We start from the raw sequence: 25,023 nt of genomic DNA on the forward strand, positions 1-25,023 counted from the left end.
ATTGTGTGAAGTCTGGACTGGATAAAGCGTAGATTCGTTTTATTTCCGGTTCGGACTAATTTTATTATTCCAAAATTCTTCGCTATTTTTGTTAGACATTTATTATTAATCTTGAAATCTATGATAAAGCAAAGATTCCTGTTCGCTTTTATTTTGTTCATAGTCGCCGCTCTTGATACGCATGCCGGTATCGAATTGCGTTCCCATCAGATGAAAACAAGTGATGGACTGCCCAGTAACACTGTCCGGTACATGTATCAGGATAGTAAAGGCTTTTTGTGGCTGGGAACATTGAACGGATTAAGCCGTTATGACGGTAACTCGTTCCTGACTTTTCAGCCGGGAAATGATGGAAAACCGTCACTGGCGGATAACCGGATTTTTAATATCACTGAAGACAAGCATGGTTTCCTTTGGATGGGGACTACTGTCCGGCTGTATAGCTGTTATGACTTGCAGAAAGCCTGTTTCGTAAACTATATGGAACCGGAGGAACAGGATAGGAATTACTCAAAACTCTTTTTAGCTTCTTGCGGTGATGTCTGGCTTTGGCATCCGGACAATGGTTCCCGGCGGGTAGTGCATCAGGAAAATGGCACTCTGACCTCTACCGTATTCAAAACGGAAGCCGGCAATTTGCCGGATAACCGGGTGAACTTTGTGCGTGAGGATGAGAGCGGACGTATTTGGATAGGAACCAAACGCGGACTGGCATTAGTGATAAATGGCGAAGTAAAGATAGTAAACCGTTCTCTGCATTTTGTTTCTTTGCTGGCTAATGGAAATACAGTCTATTTCCTCACGGAGAACGGGGATATTTATTCTTATCAGGAAGAAGCGCAGGAATTGGTAAAACAGGCGGCTGTCTCTTCTGTTGCAGGAAAAACATCTCCTACTGATGACTTTCGCATAAAAGATAAATGGGTAATACTAACTACCACAGGAGTTTATAATTATGACCTCGTAACCTATACGCTGACTCCCGACTCACGTCTGAATATAAAGAAAGGTGAAGTCATTCGTGACAACCACGGGGATTACTGGATTTATAATCATACCGGACGTGTGCATTATATGCTTGCCGCCACGGGCGAAACCAAATCCTTTCAACTGATTCCTGAAGGGATGCTCGACCATATTGACTTTGAACGTTATCATATCGTCCATGATTCACGGGGAATTATCTGGATTTCGACTTATGGAAACGGTCTGTTTGCTTACAATACCGCAGAAGACAAGCTGGAACATTTTGCCGCCGGCATTACGGAAAACAGCTATATCAATTCCGATTTTCTTTTATTTGTCATGGAAGACAGGGCAGGTGGTATTTGGGTAAGTTCGGAATACTCGGGAGTAGCCCGCATTTCGGTTCTGAACGAGGGTACTTCCCGCATTTACCCGGAAAATCCGGAATTGTTCGACCGCTCCAATGCCATACGTACAATAGGGGAGATGCCGAATGGAGACATTGGTATCACCACCCGCAAAGGGGGACTGTTCACGTATGATACGCATTTCAATCAGAAGATGAACAAGACCTATTATCAGTCGAATATCTATGCCGTCGAGAAAGATGCCGATGGGAAACTGTGGATGGGTACTCGCGGCGAAGGGCTGAAAATAGGGAATGACTGGTACAGGCATGACAAACTGGACCTTACCACGTTATCCAATAATAATATCTTTGCTATTTGCCGTGACGCCAAAGACCGTATGTGGATTGGAACATTTGGCGGTGGGCTCGATTTGGCCGAACCTACTCCCGATGGCAAATATAAGTTTCAGCATTTCTTCCAGGGAAGGTATGGCGTGCAGATGGTTCGTGTGTTCCAGGAAGACAGGAATGGAATGATTTGGATGGGAACCAGTGAGGGAATCTGTATTTTCCATCCCGATTCTTTAATAGCCGACCCTGAAAATTATCATTGGTTCAGCCATACGAACGGCAAGTTTTGCAGCAATGAGATAAAATGTATCTTTCAGGATAGCAAAGGACGGATTTGGACAGGTACTTCGGGAATGGGACTTAATCTCTGTCAGCCGGAAGATAATTATAATGTCCTGAAGTATGAACATTACGGAGTCAATGAAGGACTGGTCAACAATGTTGTGCAATCCATTTTGGAAGACAGGGATGGCAAACTGTGGATTGCGACCGAATACGGGATTTCCAAATTTGACCCTGACATTCGCTCGTTCGACAATTACTTCTTTTCTTCTTATACATTGAGCAATGTCTACAGTGAAAACTGTGCCTATGTCGGAGTGGACGGAAAACTGTTGTTCGGTACGAACTACGGATTGACCGTCATTGACCCCAAGCAGATAAAAAGCAATGAATCTTTCTCTCCGGTAGTATTTACTGATTTGTATGTCAATGGTATCCAGGTGATTCCCGGCGGAACGGACTCTCCGCTGACTTATTCGTTGGCTTACTCCAGCGAAATGGAACTGAAATATTTTCAGAATTCCTTCCTAATAGATTTCTCCACCTTTGATTATTCCGATAGCGGACAGGCGAAGTATATGTATTGGCTTGAAAACTATGATAAGGAATGGAGTGCTCCTTCCTCACTTAATTTTGCCTCATACAAATACCTGAATCCCGGTACTTATGTCCTGCATGTGAAATCCTGCAATGAAGCAGGCATTTGGAATGATAAAGAGACGACTTTGACTATCGTTATCAAGCCGCCTTTCTGGAAAACGGGATGGGCTTTCCTTTGCTATGCTTTGTTGGCTATGGTAGCTCTTTATTTTACATATCGTGTAGTTCGCAATTTCAACCGTTTGCGCAATCGTATCAGCGTGGAAAAGCAATTGACCGAATACAAACTGGTCTTCTTTACCAACATCTCTCATGAGTTCCGTACTCCGCTTACGTTGATTCAGGGTGCACTGGAACGGATACAGCGTGTCGGTGATATTCCCAAAGAACTGGTTCATCCTCTGAAAACGATGGATAAGAGCACGCAACGTATGTTGAGGCTGATTAACCAGTTGTTGGAATTTCGCAAAATGCAGAATAACAAACTGGCGTTGTCGCTAGAGGAAACGGATGTAATCTCATTCCTCTATGAAATATTCCTCAGCTTCGGCGACATAGCCGAACAGAAGAAGATGGATTTCCAGTTTAATCCTTCCGTTCCTTCCTATAAGATGTTTATTGATAAAGGGAATTTGGATAAGGTGACCTACAATCTGTTATCGAATGCTTTTAAATATACTCCTTCCAACGGACGTATTGTATTATCAGTAACGGTAGATGAGGCGAAACAGCAGTTACAAATACAGGTTTCAGATTCGGGAGTGGGAATACCGAAAGAGAAACAGGCGGAATTATTCAAGCGTTTCATGCAGAGTAATTTCTCGGGAGATAGTATCGGGGTGGGGCTACATCTGACGCATGAGTTGGTACAGGTTCATAAAGGTGCCATCAAGTATGCGGAAAATGAGGGTAGCGGTTCTGTATTTACTGTGTCTCTCCCGACCGATAAATCCGCTTATAATGAAAAAGACTTCCTGGTTCCCAATAACGCATTGCTGAAAGATGCTGATATTCATGCCGGGCACTTGGCAGAACCTACCGATTTTCTTGGAGACGAACAGGATGAACTGCCGGAATACGAAAAGGTGGATAATCCGTTGAATAAGCGGAAGATATTGATTATCGAAGATGACAATGATATCCGCCAGTTCCTGAAAGAAGAAATCAGCGCTTATTTCGAAGTGGAAGTAGCGGCGGACGGAACTTCAGGCTTTGAGAAAGCACGTTCCTACGATGCCGACCTTATTATCTGTGATGTCTTGATGCCGGGAATGACCGGATTTGAAGTGACGAAGAAACTGAAATCGGACTTTGATACGAGCCATATCCCTATTATCCTGTTGACTGCACTGAACTCGCCGGATAAATACCTGGAAGGCATAGAATCGGGAGCAGATGCTTATATTCCCAAGCCGTTCAGCATCAAACTGTTGTTGGCGCGTGTGTTCCAGTTGATAGAGCAGCGTGACAAGCTCCGTGAGAAATATCTGAATGAACCGGGCATCATGCGTCCGGTGGTATGCTCCACGGACAGGGATAAAGAGTTTGCCGACCGTCTGACTGTCGTTTTGGAGAAACATCTTGCCCGTCCTGACCTTACGATTGATGAATTTGCTTCGATAATGAAGATGGGACGTACCGCATTTTACAAGAAAATACGTGGTGTGACCGGATATGCCCCCAATGAATACCTGCGCATCATCCGTATGAAAAAAGCGGCGGAACTGTTACTCTCTGATGAAAATCTGACAGTCTCCGAAGTTTCTTACCGTGTAGGTATTGACGATCCGTTCTATTTTAGCAGGCGTTTTAAGATGCAATTTGGCGTCTCACCTTCTATATATCAGCGTGGTGCGAAGAATAATTCTTCTTCAGAAGAGTAACCTTTATAAATTATCCTGTATCTTTGTGCGCAGAAAATAATTGTAAATATGAAGATAGAAGATAAACTAGTAGCGTCCGTCCTTAACGGACTCAAAGCACTTTACGGTCAGGAAGTCCCTGAAAAGATGGTGCAGTTGCAAAAAACGAAGAAAGAATTTGAAGGACATTTGACGTTGGTGGTATTCCCTTTCCTGAAAATGTCAAGAAAAGGCCCGGAGCAAACAGCACAGGAAATCGGTGAATATCTGAAAGCAAACGAGCCGGCTGTCGCCGCTTTTAATGTGATAAAAGGTTTCCTGAACCTGACTATTGCATCGGCTACATGGATTGAGTTGCTGAATGAGATTCAGGCGGATGAACAATACGGCTTGGTGCAGGCTACTGAAACTTCTCCGTTGGTGATGATTGAGTATTCTTCTCCGAATACAAACAAACCGCTTCATCTGGGACACGTGCGTAATAACCTTTTAGGTAACGCGTTGGCAAATATTGTTGCTGCGAACGGCAATAAAGTGGTAAAGACCAATATCGTAAACGACCGTGGTATCCATATCTGTAAATCCATGCTGGCATGGAAGAAATACGGAAACGGTGAAACTCCTGAGAATTCGGGCAAGAAAGGCGACCACCTGGTAGGTGATTATTATGTATCTTTCGATAAGCATTATAAAGCGGAAGTAAAGGAACTGATGGCTAAATTTACCGCGCAGGGAATGAGTGACGATGAAGCGAAAGCAAAGGCTGAAGCCGAATCTCCGTTGATGCAGGAAGCCCGCGAAATGTTGGTGAAGTGGGAAGCCGGCGACCCGGAAGTACGCGGATTGTGGGAAATGATGAACAACTGGGTATATGCCGGATTCGACGAAACCTACAAGAAGATGGGTGTCAGCTTCGACAAGATATATTATGAATCCAATACCTACCTCGAAGGAAAAGAAAAGGTAATGGAAGGACTTGAAAAAGGTTTCTTCTACAAGAAAGAAGACGGTTCCGTATGGGCTGACCTGACTGCCGAAGGACTGGATCATAAACTTCTTCTTCGTGGTGACGGTACATCTGTTTACATGACGCAGGATATCGGTACGGCAAAACTTCGTTTTGCCGACTATCCGATTAATAAAATGATTTATGTAGTAGGTAACGAACAAAACTATCACTTCCAGGTACTTTCCATTCTACTTGACAAGCTCGGCTTCGAGTGGGGTAAAGGATTGGTGCATTTCTCTTACGGAATGGTAGAACTGCCGGAAGGTAAGATGAAATCCCGTGAAGGTACGGTAGTAGACGCTGACGACCTGATGGAAGAAATGGTTGCCACTGCTAAAGAAACGTCACAGGAACTTGGCAAACTGGACGGTTTGACACAGGAAGAAGCGGATGATATTGCCCGTATCGTAGGAATGGGTGCATTGAAGTATTTCATTCTGAAAGTCGATGCCCGTAAGAATATGACGTTCAACCCGAAAGAATCTATCGACTTCAACGGTAATACAGGCCCGTTCATTCAATATACCTATGCACGTATCCAGTCTGTGCTTAGGAAAGCTGCCGAATCAGGCATCGTGATACCTGAGCAGATTCCTGTCGGCATTGAACTGAGTGAAAAGGAAGAAGGATTGATTCAGATGGTTGCCGACTTTGCCGCTGTTGTAAAACAGGCAGGTGAAGATTACAGCCCGTCTATCATTGCCAACTATACCTATGACCTGGTGAAAGAATACAACCAGTTCTACCATGACTATAGTATTCTGCGTGAAGAGAACGAAGCGGTGAAAATCTTCCGTATCGCTCTGTCCGCCAATGTAGCGAAAGTCGTTCGTCTGGGAATGGGCTTGTTGGGTATCGAAGTACCTTCCAGAATGTAAGACATTCTCTGAACAAAATACACTTCTACGGGGTTTCTTTTATAGATATATATAAAAGGAATCCCGTATGTTTTATTCCCCCCATCCTTTACTTCGGAAGAGAGAAACGGAAACCGCCGCTGTCTCTTACTCCGAACTGCTGTTTGACCTGATTTATGTCTTTTCGGTCACGCAACTTTCACATTACTTGCTGCATAACCTCACTTGGACAGGATTGTTGAAAGAAACCATTCTGTGGTTTGCCGTCTGGATGCTGTGGCAACATACTATTTGGGTGACTAACTGGTTCAATCCGGATACTCGGCCGATACGTATTCTTCTTTTTATCAGTATGTTGGTGGGGTTGGTGATGGCGGCTGCCATTCCCTATGCTTTTACTTATCGGGGACTTATCTTTGCTATCTGCTACGTACTGATACAGGCGGGGCGGACACTTTACGTCATTTTAGTATTGGGCGATCATCATCTTTCCGCCAATTTCAAACGAATAATGGGATGGTTTTGCATCTCTGCCATCTTTTGGATTACAGGTGCTGTTCTTCAGGGTGACTGGCAAATCATCCTATGGATTATAGCTGCCATCTGCGATTATACAGCCCCGATGCATGGCTTTGCCCTGCCTCGCTTGGGACGCTCTGATAGTAGCAAGGAATGGACGATTGAAGGGCATCATCTGGTAGAGCGTTGCCAGTTGTTTGTAATCATCGCCTTTGGAGAAACTCTATTAATGACGGGTGCTTCTTTGAGTGAGATTGAAGAATGGACGCCTTTGGTAATCACTTCTGCTGTTATCTCTTTCATAGGCAGCCTGGCGATGTGGTGGGTTTACTTCGACGTGAGCAGCGAAGCCGGTAGCCGGAAGATACAGGAGGTGAAAGATCCCGGAAAACTGGGATTAATCTACAACGCTATTCATATCGTATTGGTAGGTGCATTGATTATCTGTGCGGTGGGAGATGAACTGATTGTTGCTCATCCTGAACAAGAAATGGGCGCGGAAGTTGTCTTTGTGTTGATTATTGGGCCAATTATTTATATTTTGGCAAACAGTGTTTATAAATATATCACGTGCCGTATGATTCCCCTGTCTCATATCATTGCAGTAGTAGCCTTGGCTTTGTTGCTTCCCTGGCCCTATCATGTTTCTTTGTTGATGATGAATATCTTGGTTACATCTGTTTTTGTCTTTGTGATAGTATTTGATATGCTGTATCCTAATAAGGGATTAAAGGTGAATTAAAAAAAGAAGAGGTTGTCTAACGAGTCTGTAGATTACAAATTTCCCCACGTTACAAACACTTGTAACGTGGGGAAATCATTTTAACCCTGTCTTGTTAGACAGCTCCTTCTTTTTTTTATAATTCTTTTTATTGACAGCTTATTTGTACCAATCTTTATAACTGGTCATACCGCTTTCAACCCATTTTAGATAATTGGGATAAGTTGTTGATATATCATATTCTTCCTTCGGAATCCTGAAACTCGTTGCGTCTGACAGATGGATCGCAAAAGGGAATTTTATGTTTTCTCCACTTACATACCACATCGTTCCACCATCTGAACGGTCATCTTCAGTGCCGAAGTAAGATTTCTCAGCTCTCTTAGTCGGGAGATACATTGGCAAATGTACTTCTACGCCGGGCTTCTCAATAGGAGCAATAAATGGATTATAAGGTGCACAGTTTTTTGCGAAATAGTTTTGTTTGACTGCCCCGTCTTTGAATTCCATCGTTACTGTGTAAACCTGCGGAACTTTTACTTCGCCGTCAGTCATCGCTTCAATGACACCTTTGACATTCGGGCACAAATCAATAATGAAACCATCTCCGTCAGTAATAATCTGGGTAGTATAATCTTTTTGGCTATTCTTATTCTCATCAAAAATAGTGATACTACTGATTGAAGCCGGTGATATGTTCACCTTATATGAAAAAGCGTTCCTATAGGTAGCACCTGTGTGTACAAATGAAAAAGTATCAACAACTTTTTGTGCTGTAGCATCATCTGTATTGCCTGCCTTGGCAATATAAGTCACATCCGACTGATATTTAACTACCACATCGTTCAAGTCATAATCTCCTTTTTTAGGCCAGTTGTCTTCAAAGGCAAGAATACCTTTATATGATTCGGTGATAGTTACATCTTCCGGTTTCACCTCGGGCAGCTCGCTGAGACCATCAGCCGGGTCGCTATATACGTGGAATACCAAGTCGTTATAATCTTCATCGCTATTATATCTTTTATCTTCAAAGCCAAAACATTTATAGATATTTCCTTTGTTGTCGGCAGTCTGAAATTGTATCGTGTAATTGCTGTCAGTTCCTCCTTGATAGTCCGAACCACCCCACTTATTGTCGTTCCAAACAGAAACAGAGAATCTTACTTCAGATTCTTTAACGGTAAAGTTTGTTTCATCAAAGCCATTGGCGTTTAATCTCCAGCCAATTTTGGCTCCTACGGGAAAGTCTTCAACGAATTGTCCGTTTTCATCCTTATATAATAACTGTATGTAATTTCCGGGAGTAAGACCTATTTTCATGTGGCTGAAATAGTTGTTATTTGAGTTAGCCAACTGGAGTAAGGTTATTACTTCAAGTTTAGCAGTTTCTTCCTTTGTTAATTCGCTAAATTCTTTATCACCTGTATAAACAAAATAAGATAGCGAGTTTCTCTGGTCACATCCTGTGGACAGTATTGATAAATAAATTTTAGCACTTTCGTTGTTCTTACTACCTTTTACAACTGTGAAGGTAGCGTCCCGGACGAACTCACTTGTGACTGGTATTCTCTCATATTCACCAAAGGTGTTTCCGATATGAGTCATAACCTCTGCCGGGATATTCGACTGGTAATCAGGCGTTATTATATCATATTTAAAATTGCCACCACTTGTTGCCGCATAGAAATCCTCTCTTTTCTTCAGTTCATAAATGCTAGCCCTCTTCCATAAATCACCCGCATTGCCGGCACGAGTCGTGTTAGCAGGCTCTACGGAAATTGCCTCCGGTTGAAAAGAAGCGATGCCATTGGTTATTTTTGCGGATGACACTAAGGGTACGAATAAATTAGGTGAGTAAGCATACAGTTTGTCAACGTATGAAGGAATTCTCCGGCTTAGTTCTGTGCTGCCGGCAACATTGATTCCTCTTGCGATTGGCGTTATGTCAGTTCGCAGGCTACCTGTTTTAGTCAAAGGATATTCCGTATAAAAATCGACGGTTGATATAACCCCATTTGCTACATCATAATTCAGATCTAATCGTACATTATGTGAGGTAGAGTAATCAAGTCCGGATGGATTTGGAGCCACATAACCCGGAAGTTTCGTCGGGTCATAATAATCCCTGTCACTGCAACTCTGGAAAATAATAGCAAACACAGCTATACACACTGAAATTAGTACCTTGTTAGTCATATGAAACTTTAATTTTTAAAATAATAAACTATTGTTTGTTCTTCGTTGATATATAATTGTTGAAATGAAAACTAAAAACGGAGTGAATTTGAGGGGTTTAAATCACTTGTCATAGAGAACGTTCGTTTGTTTTTAACTGGTTAATAGATTGTTTGTCTAAAGTTTGGTCTCATCTGTATGTGAGAACTATAAATTAGCGGACAAATGTATGGCTAAACGTTGTATTAGCCAAAAGTAGTTTTATCTCTTTTAAGAGGATTTGATTTTTGGTGTTCAATTGGCGACTTTTTGCTCTGTGTCTTGATTCTTTGCGCATAAGTTATCTTTGACATATCATATTCTAATAGAGGGATAAGCTAAAATAGAAAGCATAAAAAAAACAGGCAAGGATTAATCCTGCCTGCTCATTTTATTTATCGTCTTTATAAGAGATTGCTACTTCATTGAAGATTGTTACTTCATTGAAGACTATTATTTCTTAGGATACATGTACCATTTGGTCGATTGCTTTCCGTTCGATTTCACCCATGTCGCAAATTGCGGATAAGACTCGTCTATTCTCACACCTTCTTCAGGAATCGGGAAATCGACAACCGGCATATTGAGTGCGAAAGGCATCAAGTCTACTGAAACATAATACAATTCTTCATCCGGGCGGGAAACGTCTTTACCTGTACCCAACAAGGAAAGATTCGCTTTATCCGTAGGCGGATACTTCACTAGATGCACTTCTTTTCCTCTGGTCTTGTCAGACTCAATAAAGATAAACGGATTGTAAGGTGGCAAGACACTTTTCTCAGATACATCATTTACCTGAATGGTAACGGTGTATTTACGGTCAGCTTCTTCTTTTCCGTTGAATATCAGCATATCGTCAAAGAGCAAGATGGTAGGATGGGATTGTCCCGATTCTCTATCTCCACTCATGTATTGAGATTTCTGCGCATAAGAGGGTCTTTCGATAGTTATCTTGCTAACATCACTATTGGAAATGTTGTGCAACTGATAACCGAACCCATTCGCTAAATATCCACCACGATGGAAAGGAATATATTCGTCAACGATTTTATAAACACGATTGGTGAGTATTGATTTATACACTTTGCTTGTATATCGTATCATTACGTCATTCATGTCATAGTCTCCTTGCTCCGGCCATAAATCTTCAAATAATAATGTTCCTGAACGCATGGTATAATTATCCTCATCAGTAGGAGGCGCCTCAGGATCAACAGGCAATGGAGGAATCACTTCTTCATCAATGGCATTTTTCTCTGCTATGTGAACGTAGAAAATGGCATCGCAATAATCGAGGTCGATGTTATCTTCAAAACCTATGGCAACGATTTGGTTGGATGGGTCTTCGCGGAGTGATACGGTTCTTTGTCTTTTCAAGCCATCTTTACCTACTTCGTTTAAGTCAGTGGTAGAATAACGGGTTCCTTGACCAACTACGAGATCACCTTGCACATAACCGTCCAAAGGTTTATCTCTGAATCCCATACCTTGCAGACACCAGCCGATAGTGACACCAGCCGGAAACTTGTCTTCGAATTGATTTTTTGTTTCGTTCCAGTATTTCAGTTTCACTTCATCGCCACAAACCAAAGCACCTACACCGGCTGATTTATAAACGGGAGAAGCGTTAGGGAATGCTACTATCTTTTTGATATTATCAACAGTAGGCGTCTCGTTGGAAGGATATGTATAGTATCCGACTGTGTTATACCAGCCCGCAGTGCTGTTTACAAATACCAAGCTGACTTCAGTATCCTTTATGATAGGAATATCAGAAATCATGTTACCATCAAAGAATTCAGGATGATTCTTTGATATGTTGTTGCCATCCCTATTATTGAAAATGCTCTTTATATTATAAAGTACGCTGGCAGGCGGAATATTTTTCTCTGCCGACAAATTGTTCGGCCGTCCGTTGTTATCCCAGTCCACACCGGGCAGAAGCGTCCAGTCGTCCAGAAACTTATGGTCATTAGTGGTGATTCCTCTGCTAAGTGCCGGAGATTTGGCTAGCAGGGATTGGATATATGCATCCTGATTGAAAGAAATGCGCTTGTCCGCCCCGATTGTGATTTTTACAGGCGAGGCTGCACCCAAATAGTCAGAAGACAACCATGCTTCCGACACGGCGGATGAGATGGTAACTCCTTCTTCATTGAACTTACCATACTTATCGGTAGTAGCCCGGTAAATAGGTTCTATACTCTTTTTCACTGAAGCACCGGTTTCGCTGTTCACTTCAACAGGAATCTGGTCGTAAATCTCGAAAAGAACGGCATAGTCATTCTTAAAACCATAGTCGACGTCTATCGTCAGACTCTGATTCATGTCGAAATCAAAATACTCGTCTTTTGAAAGTTTCCCCGGTTCTTCGAATAAATCACGCTGGTTGTCAACACAGCTACATATTAATGGTACTAAAAAGATGCCCATTAATGTCTTTACAGATATTGTTTGTTTCATGTCTGAAAATAAAGAAATTAATGGGCAAATATATGGAGAAGTTTGGCATTAACCAAATAAGTATTTACTTCTTTTTAGCAAACTTCTTTTTTGGTGCAGCAGTAGCTCCCTTTTCGTCTTGCACTTTGATTAAATCAAGGCAGTTCTGAAGAGTCAAATCCTGCGGAACGATGTCTTTAGGTATCTTATAATTGGAACCTTTGTAAGTCATATAAGGGCCGTAGCGTCCATTCAGGATTTCGAGTTCCGGTTCTTCCTCAAACTTTTTGATGTGGCGTTCCAGTTCCTTCTGACGTTTCTCCAAAATCAGTTGCTCTGCTTCTTGCAACGTAACTTCCATCGGGTCTAATGTCTTCGGAAGTGACACATACACCTTGTTGTGCAGCACGTAAGGACCAAAGCGGCCGACACCTACGCTGACAGTCTTTCCTTCATATTCGCCGAGCGTGCGAGGTAGCTTGAACAGTTCCAAAGCCTCTTCCAGCGTGATGGTTTCCATGGATTGCCCTTTCTTCATTTGTGCAAAACGTGGTTTTTCCTCATCTTCCGCCGTACCGATTTGTACCATGGGGCCAAAACGTCCGATCTTGACCGAAATAGGTTTGCCGCTTTCAGGGTCTTTTCCCAGCATACGCTCTCCTACCTTATGTTCTGTCTTTATAGCCAATGTGCTTTCTACAGACGGATGGAATTTATCATAGAAGGTTTTCATGATAGAAGTCCATTGCACTCCGCCCTCGGCAATTTCGTCAAAGTCCTTTTCTACGCTTGCCGTAAAGTTGAAATCCAAAATGTCCGGGAAGTATTCAGTCAGGAAGTCATTGACTACCGTACCTATATCCGTCGGGAACAGTTTTGATTTCTCCGTGCCGGTAATTTCGGAATGATTTTCATCCTTAATCTGATTGTCTCTTAGAGTCATCACATTAAAGTTGCGTTCTTCTCCTTCCTTATTTCCCTTTTCCACATATTCGCGTTGCTGAATCGTAGAAATAGTAGGAGCGTATGTAGACGGACGTCCGATACCCAGTTCTTCCAGCTTGCGTACAAGGCTGGCTTCCGTATAGCGTGCCGGACGTTGAGTGAAACGCTCGGTCGCGATGATAGGGCCGTGTTCCAGTTTCTGACCTTTCTTCAACGGAGGCAGCAAATTGCTTTCATCTTCCTGCTCATTGTCGTCGTCGTGAGACTCACGGTAAACATGCAGGAATCCGTCAAATTTAATCACCTCACCGATAGCAGTAAACACGTCGCTGCTGCCGCTTATTGTAATTGTCGCAGTTGTCTTTTCCAGTTCCGCGTCCGCCATTTGCGAAGCGATAGTACGTTTCCATATCAGGTCGTACAACTTCTTCTCCTGTGCCGAACCCTCTACGGATTGATTTTCCATATAAGTAGGACGGATGGCCTCATGCGCTTCCTGTGCCCCTTTGGTTTTTGTCTCGAAGTGGCGGGGATGCACATAACGTTCGCCCATCATCTTGATGATGGCGTCCTTGCTTCCTATCGTTGCAAATTCCGACAGGTTGACAGAGTCCGTACGCATATAAGTGATGAATCCCGATTCATACAGGCGCTGTGCCAGCATCATGGTCTGAGCAACGGTATATCCCAGTTTGCGGGCAGCTTCCTGTTGCAATGTAGACGTAGTGAACGGTGCGGGCGGCGTTTTCTTTATCGGGCGGGTAGTAATATCTTCGATAGCAAAGTTTGCTCCCTGGCAAGCTTCGAGGAAAGCCTTTGCTTCTTTTTTCGTTTTGATACGGCGAGCCAGTTCAGCTTTCATTTCCACCAGTTTTCCGTCCGTGTCGGGCACGAGGAATACGGCGGTCACGCGATAAGCCGCTTCCGACTTGAAAGCGTGGATTTCGCGCTCACGCTCAACAATCAGGCGGACAGCAACCGACTGTACACGTCCTGCCGAAAGGGCCGGCTTCACTTTTCTCCAAAGTACGGGAGAAAGTTCGAAACCTACGATGCGGTCCAGGATACGTCGTGCCTGCTGTGCATTCACGAGATTGATGTCAATATCGCGTGGCTGTTCGATAGCTTTCAGGATAGCGCTCTTCGTAATTTCATGGAATACGATTCGTTTTGTGTTTTCCGGTTTTAGTTTTAAGACCTCATACAGATGCCAGGCGATCGCCTCTCCCTCGCGGTCCTCATCGGATGCGAGCCATACGGTTTCTGCCGCCTTTGCTTCTGCTTTCAGTGTGCTGACCAAAGCCTTTTTGTCTGTCGGGATTTCGTAGTTGGGTTTAAAATTCTTCTCCACGTCGATGCTGAAGTCTTTTTTCTTCAGGTCGCGTATGTGTCCGTAACTTGAAAGGACTTTGAAATCTTTCCCAAGAAACTTCTCAATCGTTTTTGCTTTTGCCGGAGACTCGACAATGACAAGGTTTTTCTGCATAATTCTTTCTTTTATAATGGCTTGTACCACAATATTCGGGGACAAAAGTAGAAAAAAAGATTCTCCCTACCTTATATTATAAGGAGAATTTAATAAATTCTTAGAATTTGCGTCTATAACTATGAAGATTCCCGTTGATAAATCTTCATAGTTGGTTTTGAGAAAAATGCGTTGTTTATGATTGCTTACTCCGTAAGCCTACTCCTTGATGGATGAAGGATCTTCTTTCGTTTTCTTGAGAAATTCCGTCGGCAACATACCAAATTGCTTTTGGAAACATTTGGCAAAGTAGGAAGAAGAACTGAATCCGACAAGGAATCCTATCTCCGTCACTCTGTATTCCCCTTCCACCATCATTCGGCAGGCTTTCTTCAACCGGGTAATTTTGATAAAATCATTGGGCGTCATTCCGATGATACCTTTGATTTTTGTGAATACGGAAGTGCGGCTCATGCCTAGCTCCTGTGCCAGTGTATTTACCGAAAACTCGGAATCTTCGATATTGTTCAGAATGATTTCGGAACACTTGTTCATAAATTCTTCATCCAGTTTATTGTGAACCGTAGAGCGCAACTCTGATAATGGACTGGAAGCATACGTTTTCTGCTGGCTCTCCCTCTTCTTGAGCAAATTCCGTAATTGCGCTTTCAGATGGAACGGCGAGAACGGCTTCTCTATATACGCATCCGCCCCGGCTTCCAATCCCTTGATTTTGCTTTCCGTATCCGTCTTGGCAGTCAGTAAGATAACGGGAACATGGGATATGTTGATATTGCTCTTGATTTTCCCGCAAAGCTCGAAACCATCCATTTCTTCCATCATCACGTCACTGATAATGACGTCGATGGTATTCTTTTCGAGAATAGGCAGCGCTTCTTCACCGCTGGATGCAGAGATGACAAAATATTCTTCGGACAGAATTTTGGAAAGGAAATCCAAAATCTCCGGATTATCGTCAACCACCATAACGGCATATTGCTTCTTCAGCGGTTCGTCGGGAAGTGCTACTTCCAACTCGCTCTCTTCCATTCTTTCGGCACTGTTTTCGGGGATAATCGTATCTTCCACCCGTTTGGCCGTTTGAGGTGAGGTGGTGACAGCCGCCTGTTTCGGGAAATAAACCGAAATGGCAACACCGCTTTCACCATCTTCCCTGTCGTTGGCTTCAATCTTCCCGTTCATCAGTTGGACGAGCGAGCGGGTCATATGGAGTCCGATTCCGATTCCCAATTTATTGATTTCGCTGTTGTTCCTGACCTGATAGAAGGCATCGAATATTTTCGTTTTCTCCGGGTCGGTGATGCCTATGCCGTCATCGGTCACGGTGACTACTATCTCGGAATCCTTTTCTATAGTTGTAATACGAATCGTGCTTTTGGCATATTTCAAGGCATTGCTTAGTAGATTGCTGATAATCTTGGTAAAAGCTTCTTCATCTATGACGATGCTCAGTTCTTCCGGGATGGAAGAAGTGTCAATCGTCACTTTCTTTTGTCTGGCCGATAACTCGAAAATACAGGTGACCTTACTGATTACTTCTTTAATCCGGTAACAGTCATACGATAGTTTATAAGATCCCGTATCTACTTTGCGGAAATCCAGCAATTGGGTGACAAGCGCATACAAGCGTTTGTAATTCTGTTCAATAATACTTAGGTATTCCCCATACACATTGTTGATACTTGAAGTTTTCATCAGGTATTCCAATGGGCCGATAATAAGGCTCAATGGAGTTCGAATTTCATGAGCAATGTTAGTGAAGAAATCTATTTTGGAGTTATAGAGCTCTTTTTCTTTTTCATCGTTCAGTCTCTTGATACGTTCTTTCTGACGTTTCTCCGTGCGTTTTACGTAATACCATACGGTTAACATAATCGCAATCAACAGGACGAGGGCATAGATCAGATAAGCCAGTTGCGACCGGAAGAATGGAGGCAGCACCTTGATTTTTAGCTGTACTTCATTACTGCTCCATAGTTTATCGCTGTTCGTTCCCTTGATCCTTAATACATATTCACCGACGGGTAAGTTTGCATAGGAAAGATGGTTGTTACTTCCTTTAGTGAACTGCCATTCGCTGTCCAGACCTTCCAGCATATATTGATAATCATTCTCTTTGGGAGCAATGTAACTTAGTGCGGCAAAATCGAATCCGATCATGGACTGGTTATATTTCAACACAATCTCATCTGTATATCCTATGGACTGGTGAATAGGTGAATTGGGCGTGTCAGCCTGTATGTCTTTTCCGAAAATGGTCATATTGGTGAGGACGACAGGTGGATTGTATGTGTTTTCTCTTAAGTCTTGCGGGAAGAAATAACAGAAACCGTCTGTCGAACCCAAAAATAGTCTACCGTCAGAAGATTCAAAGCCTGAACATGGTGTGAATTGTTCATTGTATAGTCCGTTTGATTTCGAATAGGTTTTTATATGTTTCGTGTCCGGGTTGTATACAACAAGCCCTTTATTGGTACTTATCCATAGTAAGTCTCCTTTGGGGATAATTGAATTGATGATTTTATTTGGCAATTTCAGGTGATCATATCTGGTGAAATCGTCCGTTTCATCATTATATCTGCAAAGCCCTTGGCCATACGTTCCCACCCATAGCTGTTTTTTGCTGTCGATAGCTAATGTGGTGATTACATTCTTTGTTAGTGAATTCGGATGGTCCGAACGTTGATAAGATGTTATCTTTTGGGTTCTGACATTGTATGAATATAATCCACTGATGCTTGTTCCTATCCATATTCTTCCGAAGTAATCTTCAATGATATCCGATATTTTGCCTGTAAAAGAACCGATTCTGATGAAATTGTTTTTTTCGGGGTTATAGTAACAGAATCCTGCAGAGGTGCCCACGTAAATACATCCATTACTGGCCTTATATAGAGTGAATACCCGTGAGGAGGGGATAGATGTTGAATCTTCTGGATTATTGAGAAAACTTTCCACTTTTCCTGTTTTTAAATCAATCACCTCCAAACCTCTTCCATAAGTGGCGGCATATAGTTTATCTCCGTCTACCAGCAGATCGTGTATACAATAGTAAGTCGTGCCTATGCTGGCTGCATCCCGGAAGGGGGTAATTTCTTGAGTTTTGGCATCAAATCGGAAAATACCATTGTCATCCGTACCTATCCAGTATTTATCATCTTTGTCTTCTTTGATGACATTGATTACTTTTCCTGATTGTGGCGTGGACGATGATGAACAGCTATAATATTTGAAATTATTCTGAAATGCCGAATAGAATTTGATTCCATCGAAATAGGAGCCCAGCCAGAGGCTTTCTTCCTTATCCATATAGATGGTATATATAAACTTATTGGCTCCGGTTCTTATTTTCAGATTCGGATTGTCGGATTGTATAATTTCTCCTTTGTCTGCTTTAAAAATTCCCATACCGTTGTCGGATGAAATGAACAACTCGCCAGGTCTGTATTCTTTAATGTCGTGGATATGATATAATAGGTTGTTCGGACTTCTGTCCCGGTAGTTGGTGAAAGTTTTAGTCACTGGATTGAACAGGTCGAGCCCGTTCTGAAAAGTTCCTATCCATAAATTGCCGTGTGAGTCTTCAAACACTTTCTGAATGGAATTATCTGATAAACTATTAGGGTGATTGTTCTTTTTGTAAGTGACGAACGTGTTTTTCTGTTTGTCAAAGCAGCATAATCCTTCCGAATAGGTTCCTATCCAAATGTTTTGTTTACTGTCTTGCTGCAATGTCATGATAATGTTTTGGGAGATGCTATTAGTTTTTCCGGGAATATTCCGGTATACTCTAAGCCTGACTTTATCGGATGGAGAAAAACGGTAAAGCCCTTCTCCACTCGTTGCAATCCATACTTCTCCGTCACTGTCCTCTATCATATCGGTGACGTAGGTTTGTATCATTTCTCCAGTTTCAGTTTTGGCATGGAAAGGTTGGAAGGTGTCTGTTTTCGAGTCGTAAATGACAATTCCGGTATCCAATCCTATCCACATTCTGCCCCTGCGGTCGATAAATATTTTCTTGACACTGTTGCTGGTTGTTGCGTTGATATATTCTGATAGATAGTAGTTCTTGAATGCAATACCGTCGAATCTGCTTAATCCATCATCGGTACCGAACCACATGAATCCGCATGAATCTTGCAAAATGCTGTATACTCTGTTGGCTGCCAGTCCATCATCCATTGTATAGGAGGTGGAGAAGATACGCTGCGCATTCACGATGAATGAATGCATGCACAGGATTTGTATGGTTATCAAAAGAACGATTTTTTTCATGGGGGATTCATTTTATGTGTATTAGTTTTCATTAGTATAGGACAATATTAGGAAGAATTAGTAGCAAAAGCAAATGATAGGCTGTCTTTTTAGGTGTGGAATAAAACTTTTGAAAGTGAACAAAAAAATCGTTCAAATCTTGGATAATTATTGGTGAATATGGCTGTGGTTTTTGGGATAATTCATTGGTTGAAATTAAATCTCGCTTTGCATAGATTAGTATCTGTATATTCTATGTACATTTGTCTCGTTAGTATATCAGTTTTCGTTTGACTTAAGTCAGACGAAAGAATGACTTAAGTTGAACTATCGCCTGACTTAAGTCAAACGAAAACTAGAATGTGTTTTAGAAAATTAATCCATAGGAGAGAGGAAATTAATCTTTCCTATTGAAAAACTAATTGAGAATGAGCGTAAATTATGATCTTTATGAAACTCCCGATCTTGCTAAAAGCGGGGAAGAACAGCCTTTGCATGCACGTGTCGTTTTGAAGGGCAGTTATACAGCCGAAGAATTTGTGGAACAAGTGACCGCATTGCAGCATATGCCCCATGCGCAAGTGGTCGGCGTTATAGAAGCTATATCAAAAGAACTGTGTCATTTGCTTTTGAAAGGATTTTCGGTAGAACTGGGCGATATCGGTTATTTCTCTCTTTCATTGAGTGTTGACAAGAAAGTGATGGATTCAAAAGACTTACATTCACCGTCCGTATCTCTGAAAGATATTAATTTCCGTGTCAACCGGCAGTTTAAAAAGGATATTGAGAGTGAGATCGAATTACAACGCTATCATTCTCCTTTTCGTGTAAAGAATCCCTTGGATAGGGAGAGATGTTTGCAACGGTTGGAAAAGTTCTTGGAAGGCCATCCGTGCATCAACCGTCAGGATTATGCTATGCTTGTAGGAAAAACGAAGATACAGGCATTGCAGGATATCAATGCTTTTATCAAAGATGGTGTATTGAAAAAGTATGGTTCAGGACGTTCTGTAGTCTATATAAAGTAGGAATTGGTATAGTGACGGTATATGTATGGAATACCGTCACTATCTAGTTGGTATACCGTCACTATATCGAAAGGATACCGTCACTCTTTTGAAAGATGTTTCTGCTTCCGTATAAGTGTCAGCGAATGTGGGGAGCGGAAGTAAGACAGCCAAATATATTGTAGGCAAGCAAATTTTGCAGGCAACTATTCTATTCTGTAGAAATATGGGACAGGGCATTCTGTGGTATATATAAAAAGCGACCTGATATTTTATAATAATTCAGGAGTCTATTATAAGAGGGGATTCTTTGGAATATCCTCTTTTTTGTGACTTCCGGATAAATTTAGTATAAAATTAAATATTCAATTTTTCTTTTTACGATATTGTTGCTCTTTTGTACATAATTAGCCTTGTTAAAGTGTTCTATTGCATACTTTTGTTTCGAAAAGGATAAAAACATAAGTTAACCTTACTGGAGTTTGGCAATAGCGGATGATATTCTGGTAAAACGTATTTTATCAGGGTATCAACTGAATTATAATACGGTATAAATCTAAAAGAAAATCTATGGGTATTCTAAAGTGTATATTAATAGCATGCAGTTGTCTGGTTTGGGCGACTCATACTTTTTGTGTGGAGGTGAAAGATACGATTGAGTATCGTGCGCAAGTATGGGTGGATAAAATCGATTTGGAACGTTATGGCGGAGAAGCATCTTTTAAAAAGAATTTGCAGCAGATGTTTCATAATACAACCCGCTTTTGGAATGAAAGTCCCAATAAGTTTAACTATTATTTCCGGTTTGTTCCTGCTGACGAATTGTGTGTGTATGATATTCAGGGAGATAAAGACAGATACGGAGAGTTTCAGAGAAAGGCTTTCGGTCGGCTTGATTTGTCGAAATATGACTTTGTGTTGTTTCTGGCGTTGGGCGCAAAGAATGAAGGACTATCTTGTGGTGGCGGTGGAGCCAGTGGGCAGTCGGTGGTGATGTGTTATGTTCGTGAAGCTCATAACATTTTTACAGATGCGCTATATCCCGATCAGGGGACATATAGTAATCTAGGGCACGAGTATGGACATGTGCGTGGTGCTACAGATTTATATCAATATATGATTGCTGCAGAAGATAATCCGATAAGTCATGAGAAATTAACTCCTCCTAAATGTAATATGGGGACTGGATATCGCGTCTGGAGTGATTATTGTTCGGCTTTATTCAATTATACAGCAAAAATGAGACCACTGGATAAAGACTTGTCAGACAAAGTCTTTCCTCGTAAACTAGTGATTAAAGTGGGTAAAATGGGGAAACCGTTATCTAATTGTACAGTGAATTTTTATGGAACTCGTGCCGGTGGTAAATATAATAAGCGGGATGTATATCCGAAAGCTTACAGAACATACACTACCAGTAAACGAGGCATAATTGAGATAACTGATTTGTATAAGTTGTATCATCCCGATATGACAGATGCCAATATTCCTCCCAAAGAACCACAAGATTTATTCCCATATTCTTATTGGTTTAGTTTTCTAGTAGAAATAATAGATGAGGTGGGACAAAAGAAATATGTATGGCTTCCTGATGTGGAACTACAGAGAAAGCATTTGGAAACAGGTAATGATACTTATACGGTTAATGTAACATTTTAAAAGTAAAGTAATATGTGCTGTAGTAAGCGAAATTTTATCTATTTGTTTTGTGGATTGATGTTGGCCCTTAATATACAAATGTTGCAGGCTAAGTTGGGAAATAAAATTATTTTTATTCCGGAAGATGATCTTAAAAAGCACGGTTTTGATGTTCCTGATGGTAGATTTGGCTATGATTGTATGGCAGAGTCTGATAATCTGGTTATTTTCTGGGAGAGGTCTTTTGGCAGGGAACCTGCTGTAAACATGGATGAGAGTAAACGATTTTATCCGAATGAGATATTGAGTGAGGGCGAACGGTACTATCGTTATTTTGTAGACAAATTGAAATTTGTGCAGAAAGGGAAATCTTATACTGATAAGTATAAGATGATTATATGGATGTATGATGACAATGAGAAGACAGTCTATGGTGGTGCTCATGACAATGTCGGAATGACCTGGTTTCGTCCGTGCAGAATAAACGGGTATCCTTACTGTACACTTGCTCACGAGTTAGGGCATTCTTTTCAGTTTATGGTTGAGGCAGATGGTGGCAAAGGATTTCCGGGGACGACACTCTATGAGTATACTTCTCAATGGATGCTATGGCAGGTACATCCAGACTGGGTGACTATTGAGAATTATCATTTGAATAATTACATGAAACAGACACATTATACATTGTTTCATAAAACGAACCAATATTGTGCTCCGCAGTTTATGGAGTACTGGTCTTATAAGCATGGATTGCCGGTGATAGGCAGAATGTGGAGTGAAGCTTTAAAAGAAGAGGACCCAGTGTCCACTTATATGCGAATAACGAAGACTTCTCAAGATTTGTTTAATGAAGAAATCTATGATGCGGCAACTCGTTTTGTAACTTGGGATCTTCCCCGCATAAAATCAGTTTGTAGTTCTTATGCTAATGAGCATCGTTGTAAATTAAAGAAAATGGGGAACGGATGGTATCAAATAACAAAAGAATATTGTCCACAAAGTTATGGTTATAATGCAATTAGATTGAAGGTTCCTAAAGGAGGGACAGTCATAGACTTGACTTTTGAGGGAATGGCTGGAAATGAAGGTTTTTATTCGGAAAATAAGGCGTATGCAGGGTGGCGTTACGGCTTTGTTGCCATGCAGAAGAATGGAAAGAGAATTTATAGTAAGATGAATAGAGCTGTAAATAGCGTGAATCAAACTGTTAATTTTATAGTTCCTGACGATACCCAGTTCTTGTGGCTTGTCGTGACAGGAGCACCAGATAAACATACGAAATATCATCAGAAAATGGAGCAAGTCGCTGAATGGCCATATCGGATAAAGATCAGTAAGACTTCATTTCATCCAGATACTTTGTAATGGAATGATTGAAGTATCTGGTTATGGAGGTTATTATTTGAGATGGGAAAAGTGTGGTATCGGATTGAAAAATATGATAATAAAGTACTTGATATTTATTCTATTTAGATGAAAGTGACCTGATAGTGAAAAGAGATTTGTTTGTAGAAATAAAATATGAGCAATAAAATGGTACATGATCTAGGATAATAATTGGTGAAATACAGAGCAGTAAGTGAAAAGATCTCACGTTTTACTATATTGTTGTTCTTTTGTACGCAATTTGCCTTGACTTTACTGGTATACGTCTACCTTAGTGGGCAGAAGATAATCTGATTGGCTTTTATAACTAAGAGTTATATTTCTTTTGTCTTTAGAGTATTAACCTGATTAATCTATATAACAATGCTAATATCTATGATGAACAAGATTATTCTCAGTTTAGTGTTTTTATTTCTGATGGGGGATATTTATTGCCAGCAAAATGTATTTGACACTGATATCCCATTAGCTCCAGCGGAATATAGAAGACCGGATGGATATGATCCAGTTTCTTATCGCTACAGATATTCATTATCTGATCTTAAAGATAAATTTTCGAAAGAAATGATGCGGAATGCAAAGGGTGTTTATGATAAAGTAATGCGCGTTAACTGCAGCGGTAAATGGAAACCTACGAGAATGTCTATTGATCAACATGTGGCACCTGAATGGTTTGAAGATAGTAAATTCGGAATGTTTATTGATTGGGGACTTTGGTCGGTAAGTGGATGGGCGGAAAAAACTAAAGGAGCTATGTATCCCGATTGGTATGAATTTCACCTTTATAATCACTCTAGTTTTATGAAATATCACGAGAAAAACTGGGGAAAGGGTTTTGAAAGAGATGATCTGATTCCTCTTTTCAGGGCAGAGAACTATCAACCGGAGAAAATTATTGATATAGCGGTTGAGGCAGGAATGAAATATGTGATTCCGTTTAGCAAACACCATAGTGGATTTTGCCTATGGCCCTCATCTTTTACGCACAGAGATGTAGGTAATATGTTGGGGAAAGACCTGATTGCCCCGATAGTTGACTGTTGCAAAAAGAATGGCCTGAAATTTGGATTCTATTTTAGCACGGACGAATGGGAGTATCCCGTTATTGATCAGGATGGAATGTTGAAAATTAGGAAATGGGGAGGGCATTATGAACCATATAATCCAATACAGGAGGGAAGAACTTCAGGAAAAATAGCGGTGACAGACTTTGCCAAGGACTACATCATTCCTCAAGCAGTTGAATTTATAGATAAATATGATCCTGACATTCTTTGGTATGACGGTGAATGGAATGCTCCCGTGGAGTTATTAGGTAGCTATGACATTTCCGCCTATTTTTATAATCAGGCTGAAACGCGGAAAGAGGTAGCTGTTAATGACCGTTATGGACTGGAGAACGGGAAACGGTTACGGTCCCGCAGAGGGGATTTCTTTACTAGTGAATACGGAGACATGTCTGATGATAATAGGATCCGACATGCATGGGAGGAATGTCGGGGTATTAGCCAGTCATATGGTTTTAATTGGCAGGATACTGACGAAAATATCATCAGCTCAAAAGAATTTATTGATATGTTTGTTGATATCGTTTCTAAAGGCGGAAACTTATTGTTGATTGTTAATCTGGATGCACAAGGAGCTTTACCTGAGATTCAAGAGAAGCGTTTGAAAGATATTGGCAGATGGCTTAAAATTAATGGTGAGGGCATTTACTATACCCGGGCATATTCTACGCCAGTCGAAGAAAACATACATTATACGCGCAGTAAAGATAATAAAACGATTTATGCTATATCAACAGAATGGCCGGGCAGAAAATTACAATTAGTATCGGTGAAGCCTGCAAAGCACTCTGAAATTTATATGCTAGGGGTTGAAAGGCCCTTAAAGTGGAATCATAAAAATGGAATAACGACTATTACTATTCCTAAAAGTTTGCAGGAAGTATCAAATAGGCCATGTGACTTCGCTTATACTTTTCGTATTCATCAATAAATAAGTCATAATTTAAAGATATATGGTGAAAAATATATTGCGATCAAGAATATCATAGATGAGTCAGGTACGTATTATACTATTGTAGCAAAAATGTTTTGAATAACTGAAATGGAAATATTAATTTAGTCTAA

At 41.2% G+C, this 25,023-nt stretch carries 11 protein-coding genes; 7 read left to right on the forward strand and 4 right to left on the reverse strand.

Annotated elements, in window-relative coordinates:
• The first annotated feature begins 123 nt into the window (after window positions 1–123).
• The 3 genes from HC965_RS10585 (at window position 124) to HC965_RS10595 (ending at window position 7,537) form a co-directional block, all read left to right on the forward strand.
• On the forward strand, window positions 124–4,431 hold the full coding sequence (locus HC965_RS10585) for a two-component regulator propeller domain-containing protein (RefSeq protein WP_370539974.1): 4,308 nt from the start codon (window positions 124–126) through the stop codon (window positions 4,429–4,431).
• Between the two features lie 48 nt (window positions 4,432–4,479).
• Complete coding sequence (argS, locus tag HC965_RS10590; RefSeq protein WP_191031472.1) at window positions 4,480–6,297, forward strand: arginine--tRNA ligase; 1,818 nt, start codon at window positions 4,480–4,482, stop codon at window positions 6,295–6,297.
• Window positions 6,298–6,364: 67 nt separating this feature from the next.
• A complete protein-coding gene (locus HC965_RS10595; RefSeq protein WP_191031473.1) occupies window positions 6,365–7,537 on the forward strand; it encodes a low temperature requirement protein A in 1,173 nt (390 codons plus the stop codon).
• A 138-nt stretch (window positions 7,538–7,675) separates the two neighbouring features.
• On the opposite strand, the gene HC965_RS10600 is transcribed toward HC965_RS10595, so the two are convergent.
• The 4 genes from HC965_RS10600 to HC965_RS10615 all read right to left on the reverse strand — a co-directional run bounded on the left by HC965_RS10600 (window position 7,676) and on the right by HC965_RS10615 (window position 18,881).
• A complete protein-coding gene (locus HC965_RS10600) occupies window positions 7,676–9,712 on the reverse strand; it encodes an LruC domain-containing protein (RefSeq protein ID WP_191031474.1) in 2,037 nt (678 codons plus the stop codon).
• Window positions 9,713–10,183: 471 nt separating this feature from the next.
• Window positions 10,184–12,193, reverse strand: a complete 2,010-nt coding sequence (locus HC965_RS10605; RefSeq protein WP_191031475.1) for an LruC domain-containing protein — start codon at window positions 12,191–12,193, stop codon at window positions 10,184–10,186.
• A 64-nt stretch (window positions 12,194–12,257) separates the two neighbouring features.
• A complete protein-coding gene (gene topA / locus HC965_RS10610; RefSeq protein ID WP_191031476.1) occupies window positions 12,258–14,603 on the reverse strand; it encodes a type I DNA topoisomerase in 2,346 nt (781 codons plus the stop codon).
• 198 nt (window positions 14,604–14,801) lie between these two features.
• Window positions 14,802–18,881, reverse strand: coding sequence for a hybrid sensor histidine kinase/response regulator transcription factor (locus HC965_RS10615; protein ID WP_223854820.1), 4,080 nt, complete (start codon window positions 18,879–18,881; stop codon window positions 14,802–14,804).
• Window positions 18,882–19,288: 407 nt separating this feature from the next.
• Between HC965_RS10615 and HC965_RS10620 the strand changes: the two genes are divergently transcribed.
• The 4 genes from HC965_RS10620 (at window position 19,289) to HC965_RS10635 (ending at window position 24,889) form a co-directional block, all read left to right on the forward strand.
• Entirely contained in the window at window positions 19,289–19,888 is a 600-nt protein-coding gene (locus HC965_RS10620) for a DNA-binding protein (protein ID WP_191031477.1), read from the forward strand.
• A gap of 549 nt (window positions 19,889–20,437) precedes the next feature.
• Window positions 20,438–21,526 carry a hypothetical protein gene (locus HC965_RS10625; RefSeq protein WP_191031478.1) on the forward strand — a complete coding sequence of 363 codons (1,089 nt, stop codon included), beginning with the start codon at window positions 20,438–20,440 and terminating at the stop codon, window positions 21,524–21,526.
• A gap of 12 nt (window positions 21,527–21,538) precedes the next feature.
• Window positions 21,539–22,870: a DUF6055 domain-containing protein gene (locus tag HC965_RS10630; RefSeq protein WP_191031479.1), complete on the forward strand. Its 1,332-nt coding sequence runs from the start codon at window positions 21,539–21,541 to the stop codon at window positions 22,868–22,870.
• 396 nt (window positions 22,871–23,266) lie between these two features.
• On the forward strand, window positions 23,267–24,889 hold the full coding sequence (locus HC965_RS10635; protein WP_191031480.1) for an alpha-L-fucosidase: 1,623 nt from the start codon (window positions 23,267–23,269) through the stop codon (window positions 24,887–24,889).
• Window positions 24,890–25,023: the final 134 nt, after the last annotated feature.

The sequence above is a fragment of the Bacteroides sp. GM023 genome (assembly GCF_014750685.1).
Taxonomy (GTDB): Bacteria; Bacteroidota; Bacteroidia; order Bacteroidales; family Bacteroidaceae; genus Bacteroides.

Coding starts and splice junctions, on each gene's coding strand:
- HC965_RS10620 (WP_191031477.1), top strand. CDS start 19,289: ATGAGCGTAAATTATGATCTTTATGAAACTCCCGATCTTGCTAAAAGC.
- HC965_RS10630 (WP_191031479.1), top strand. CDS start 21,539: ATGTGCTGTAGTAAGCGAAATTTTATCTATTTGTTTTGTGGATTGATG.
- HC965_RS10625 (WP_191031478.1), top strand. CDS start 20,438: ATGGGTATTCTAAAGTGTATATTAATAGCATGCAGTTGTCTGGTTTGG.
- topA (WP_191031476.1), bottom strand. CDS start 14,603: ATGCAGAAAAACCTTGTCATTGTCGAGTCTCCGGCAAAAGCAAAAACG.
- HC965_RS10635 (WP_191031480.1), top strand. CDS start 23,267: ATGATGAACAAGATTATTCTCAGTTTAGTGTTTTTATTTCTGATGGGG.
- HC965_RS10605 (WP_191031475.1), bottom strand. CDS start 12,193: ATGAAACAAACAATATCTGTAAAGACATTAATGGGCATCTTTTTAGTA.
- HC965_RS10600 (WP_191031474.1), bottom strand. CDS start 9,712: ATGACTAACAAGGTACTAATTTCAGTGTGTATAGCTGTGTTTGCTATT.
- argS (WP_191031472.1), top strand. CDS start 4,480: ATGAAGATAGAAGATAAACTAGTAGCGTCCGTCCTTAACGGACTCAAA.
- HC965_RS10615 (WP_223854820.1), bottom strand. CDS start 18,881: ATGAAAAAAATCGTTCTTTTGATAACCATACAAATCCTGTGCATGCAT.
- HC965_RS10595 (WP_191031473.1), top strand. CDS start 6,365: ATGTTTTATTCCCCCCATCCTTTACTTCGGAAGAGAGAAACGGAAACC.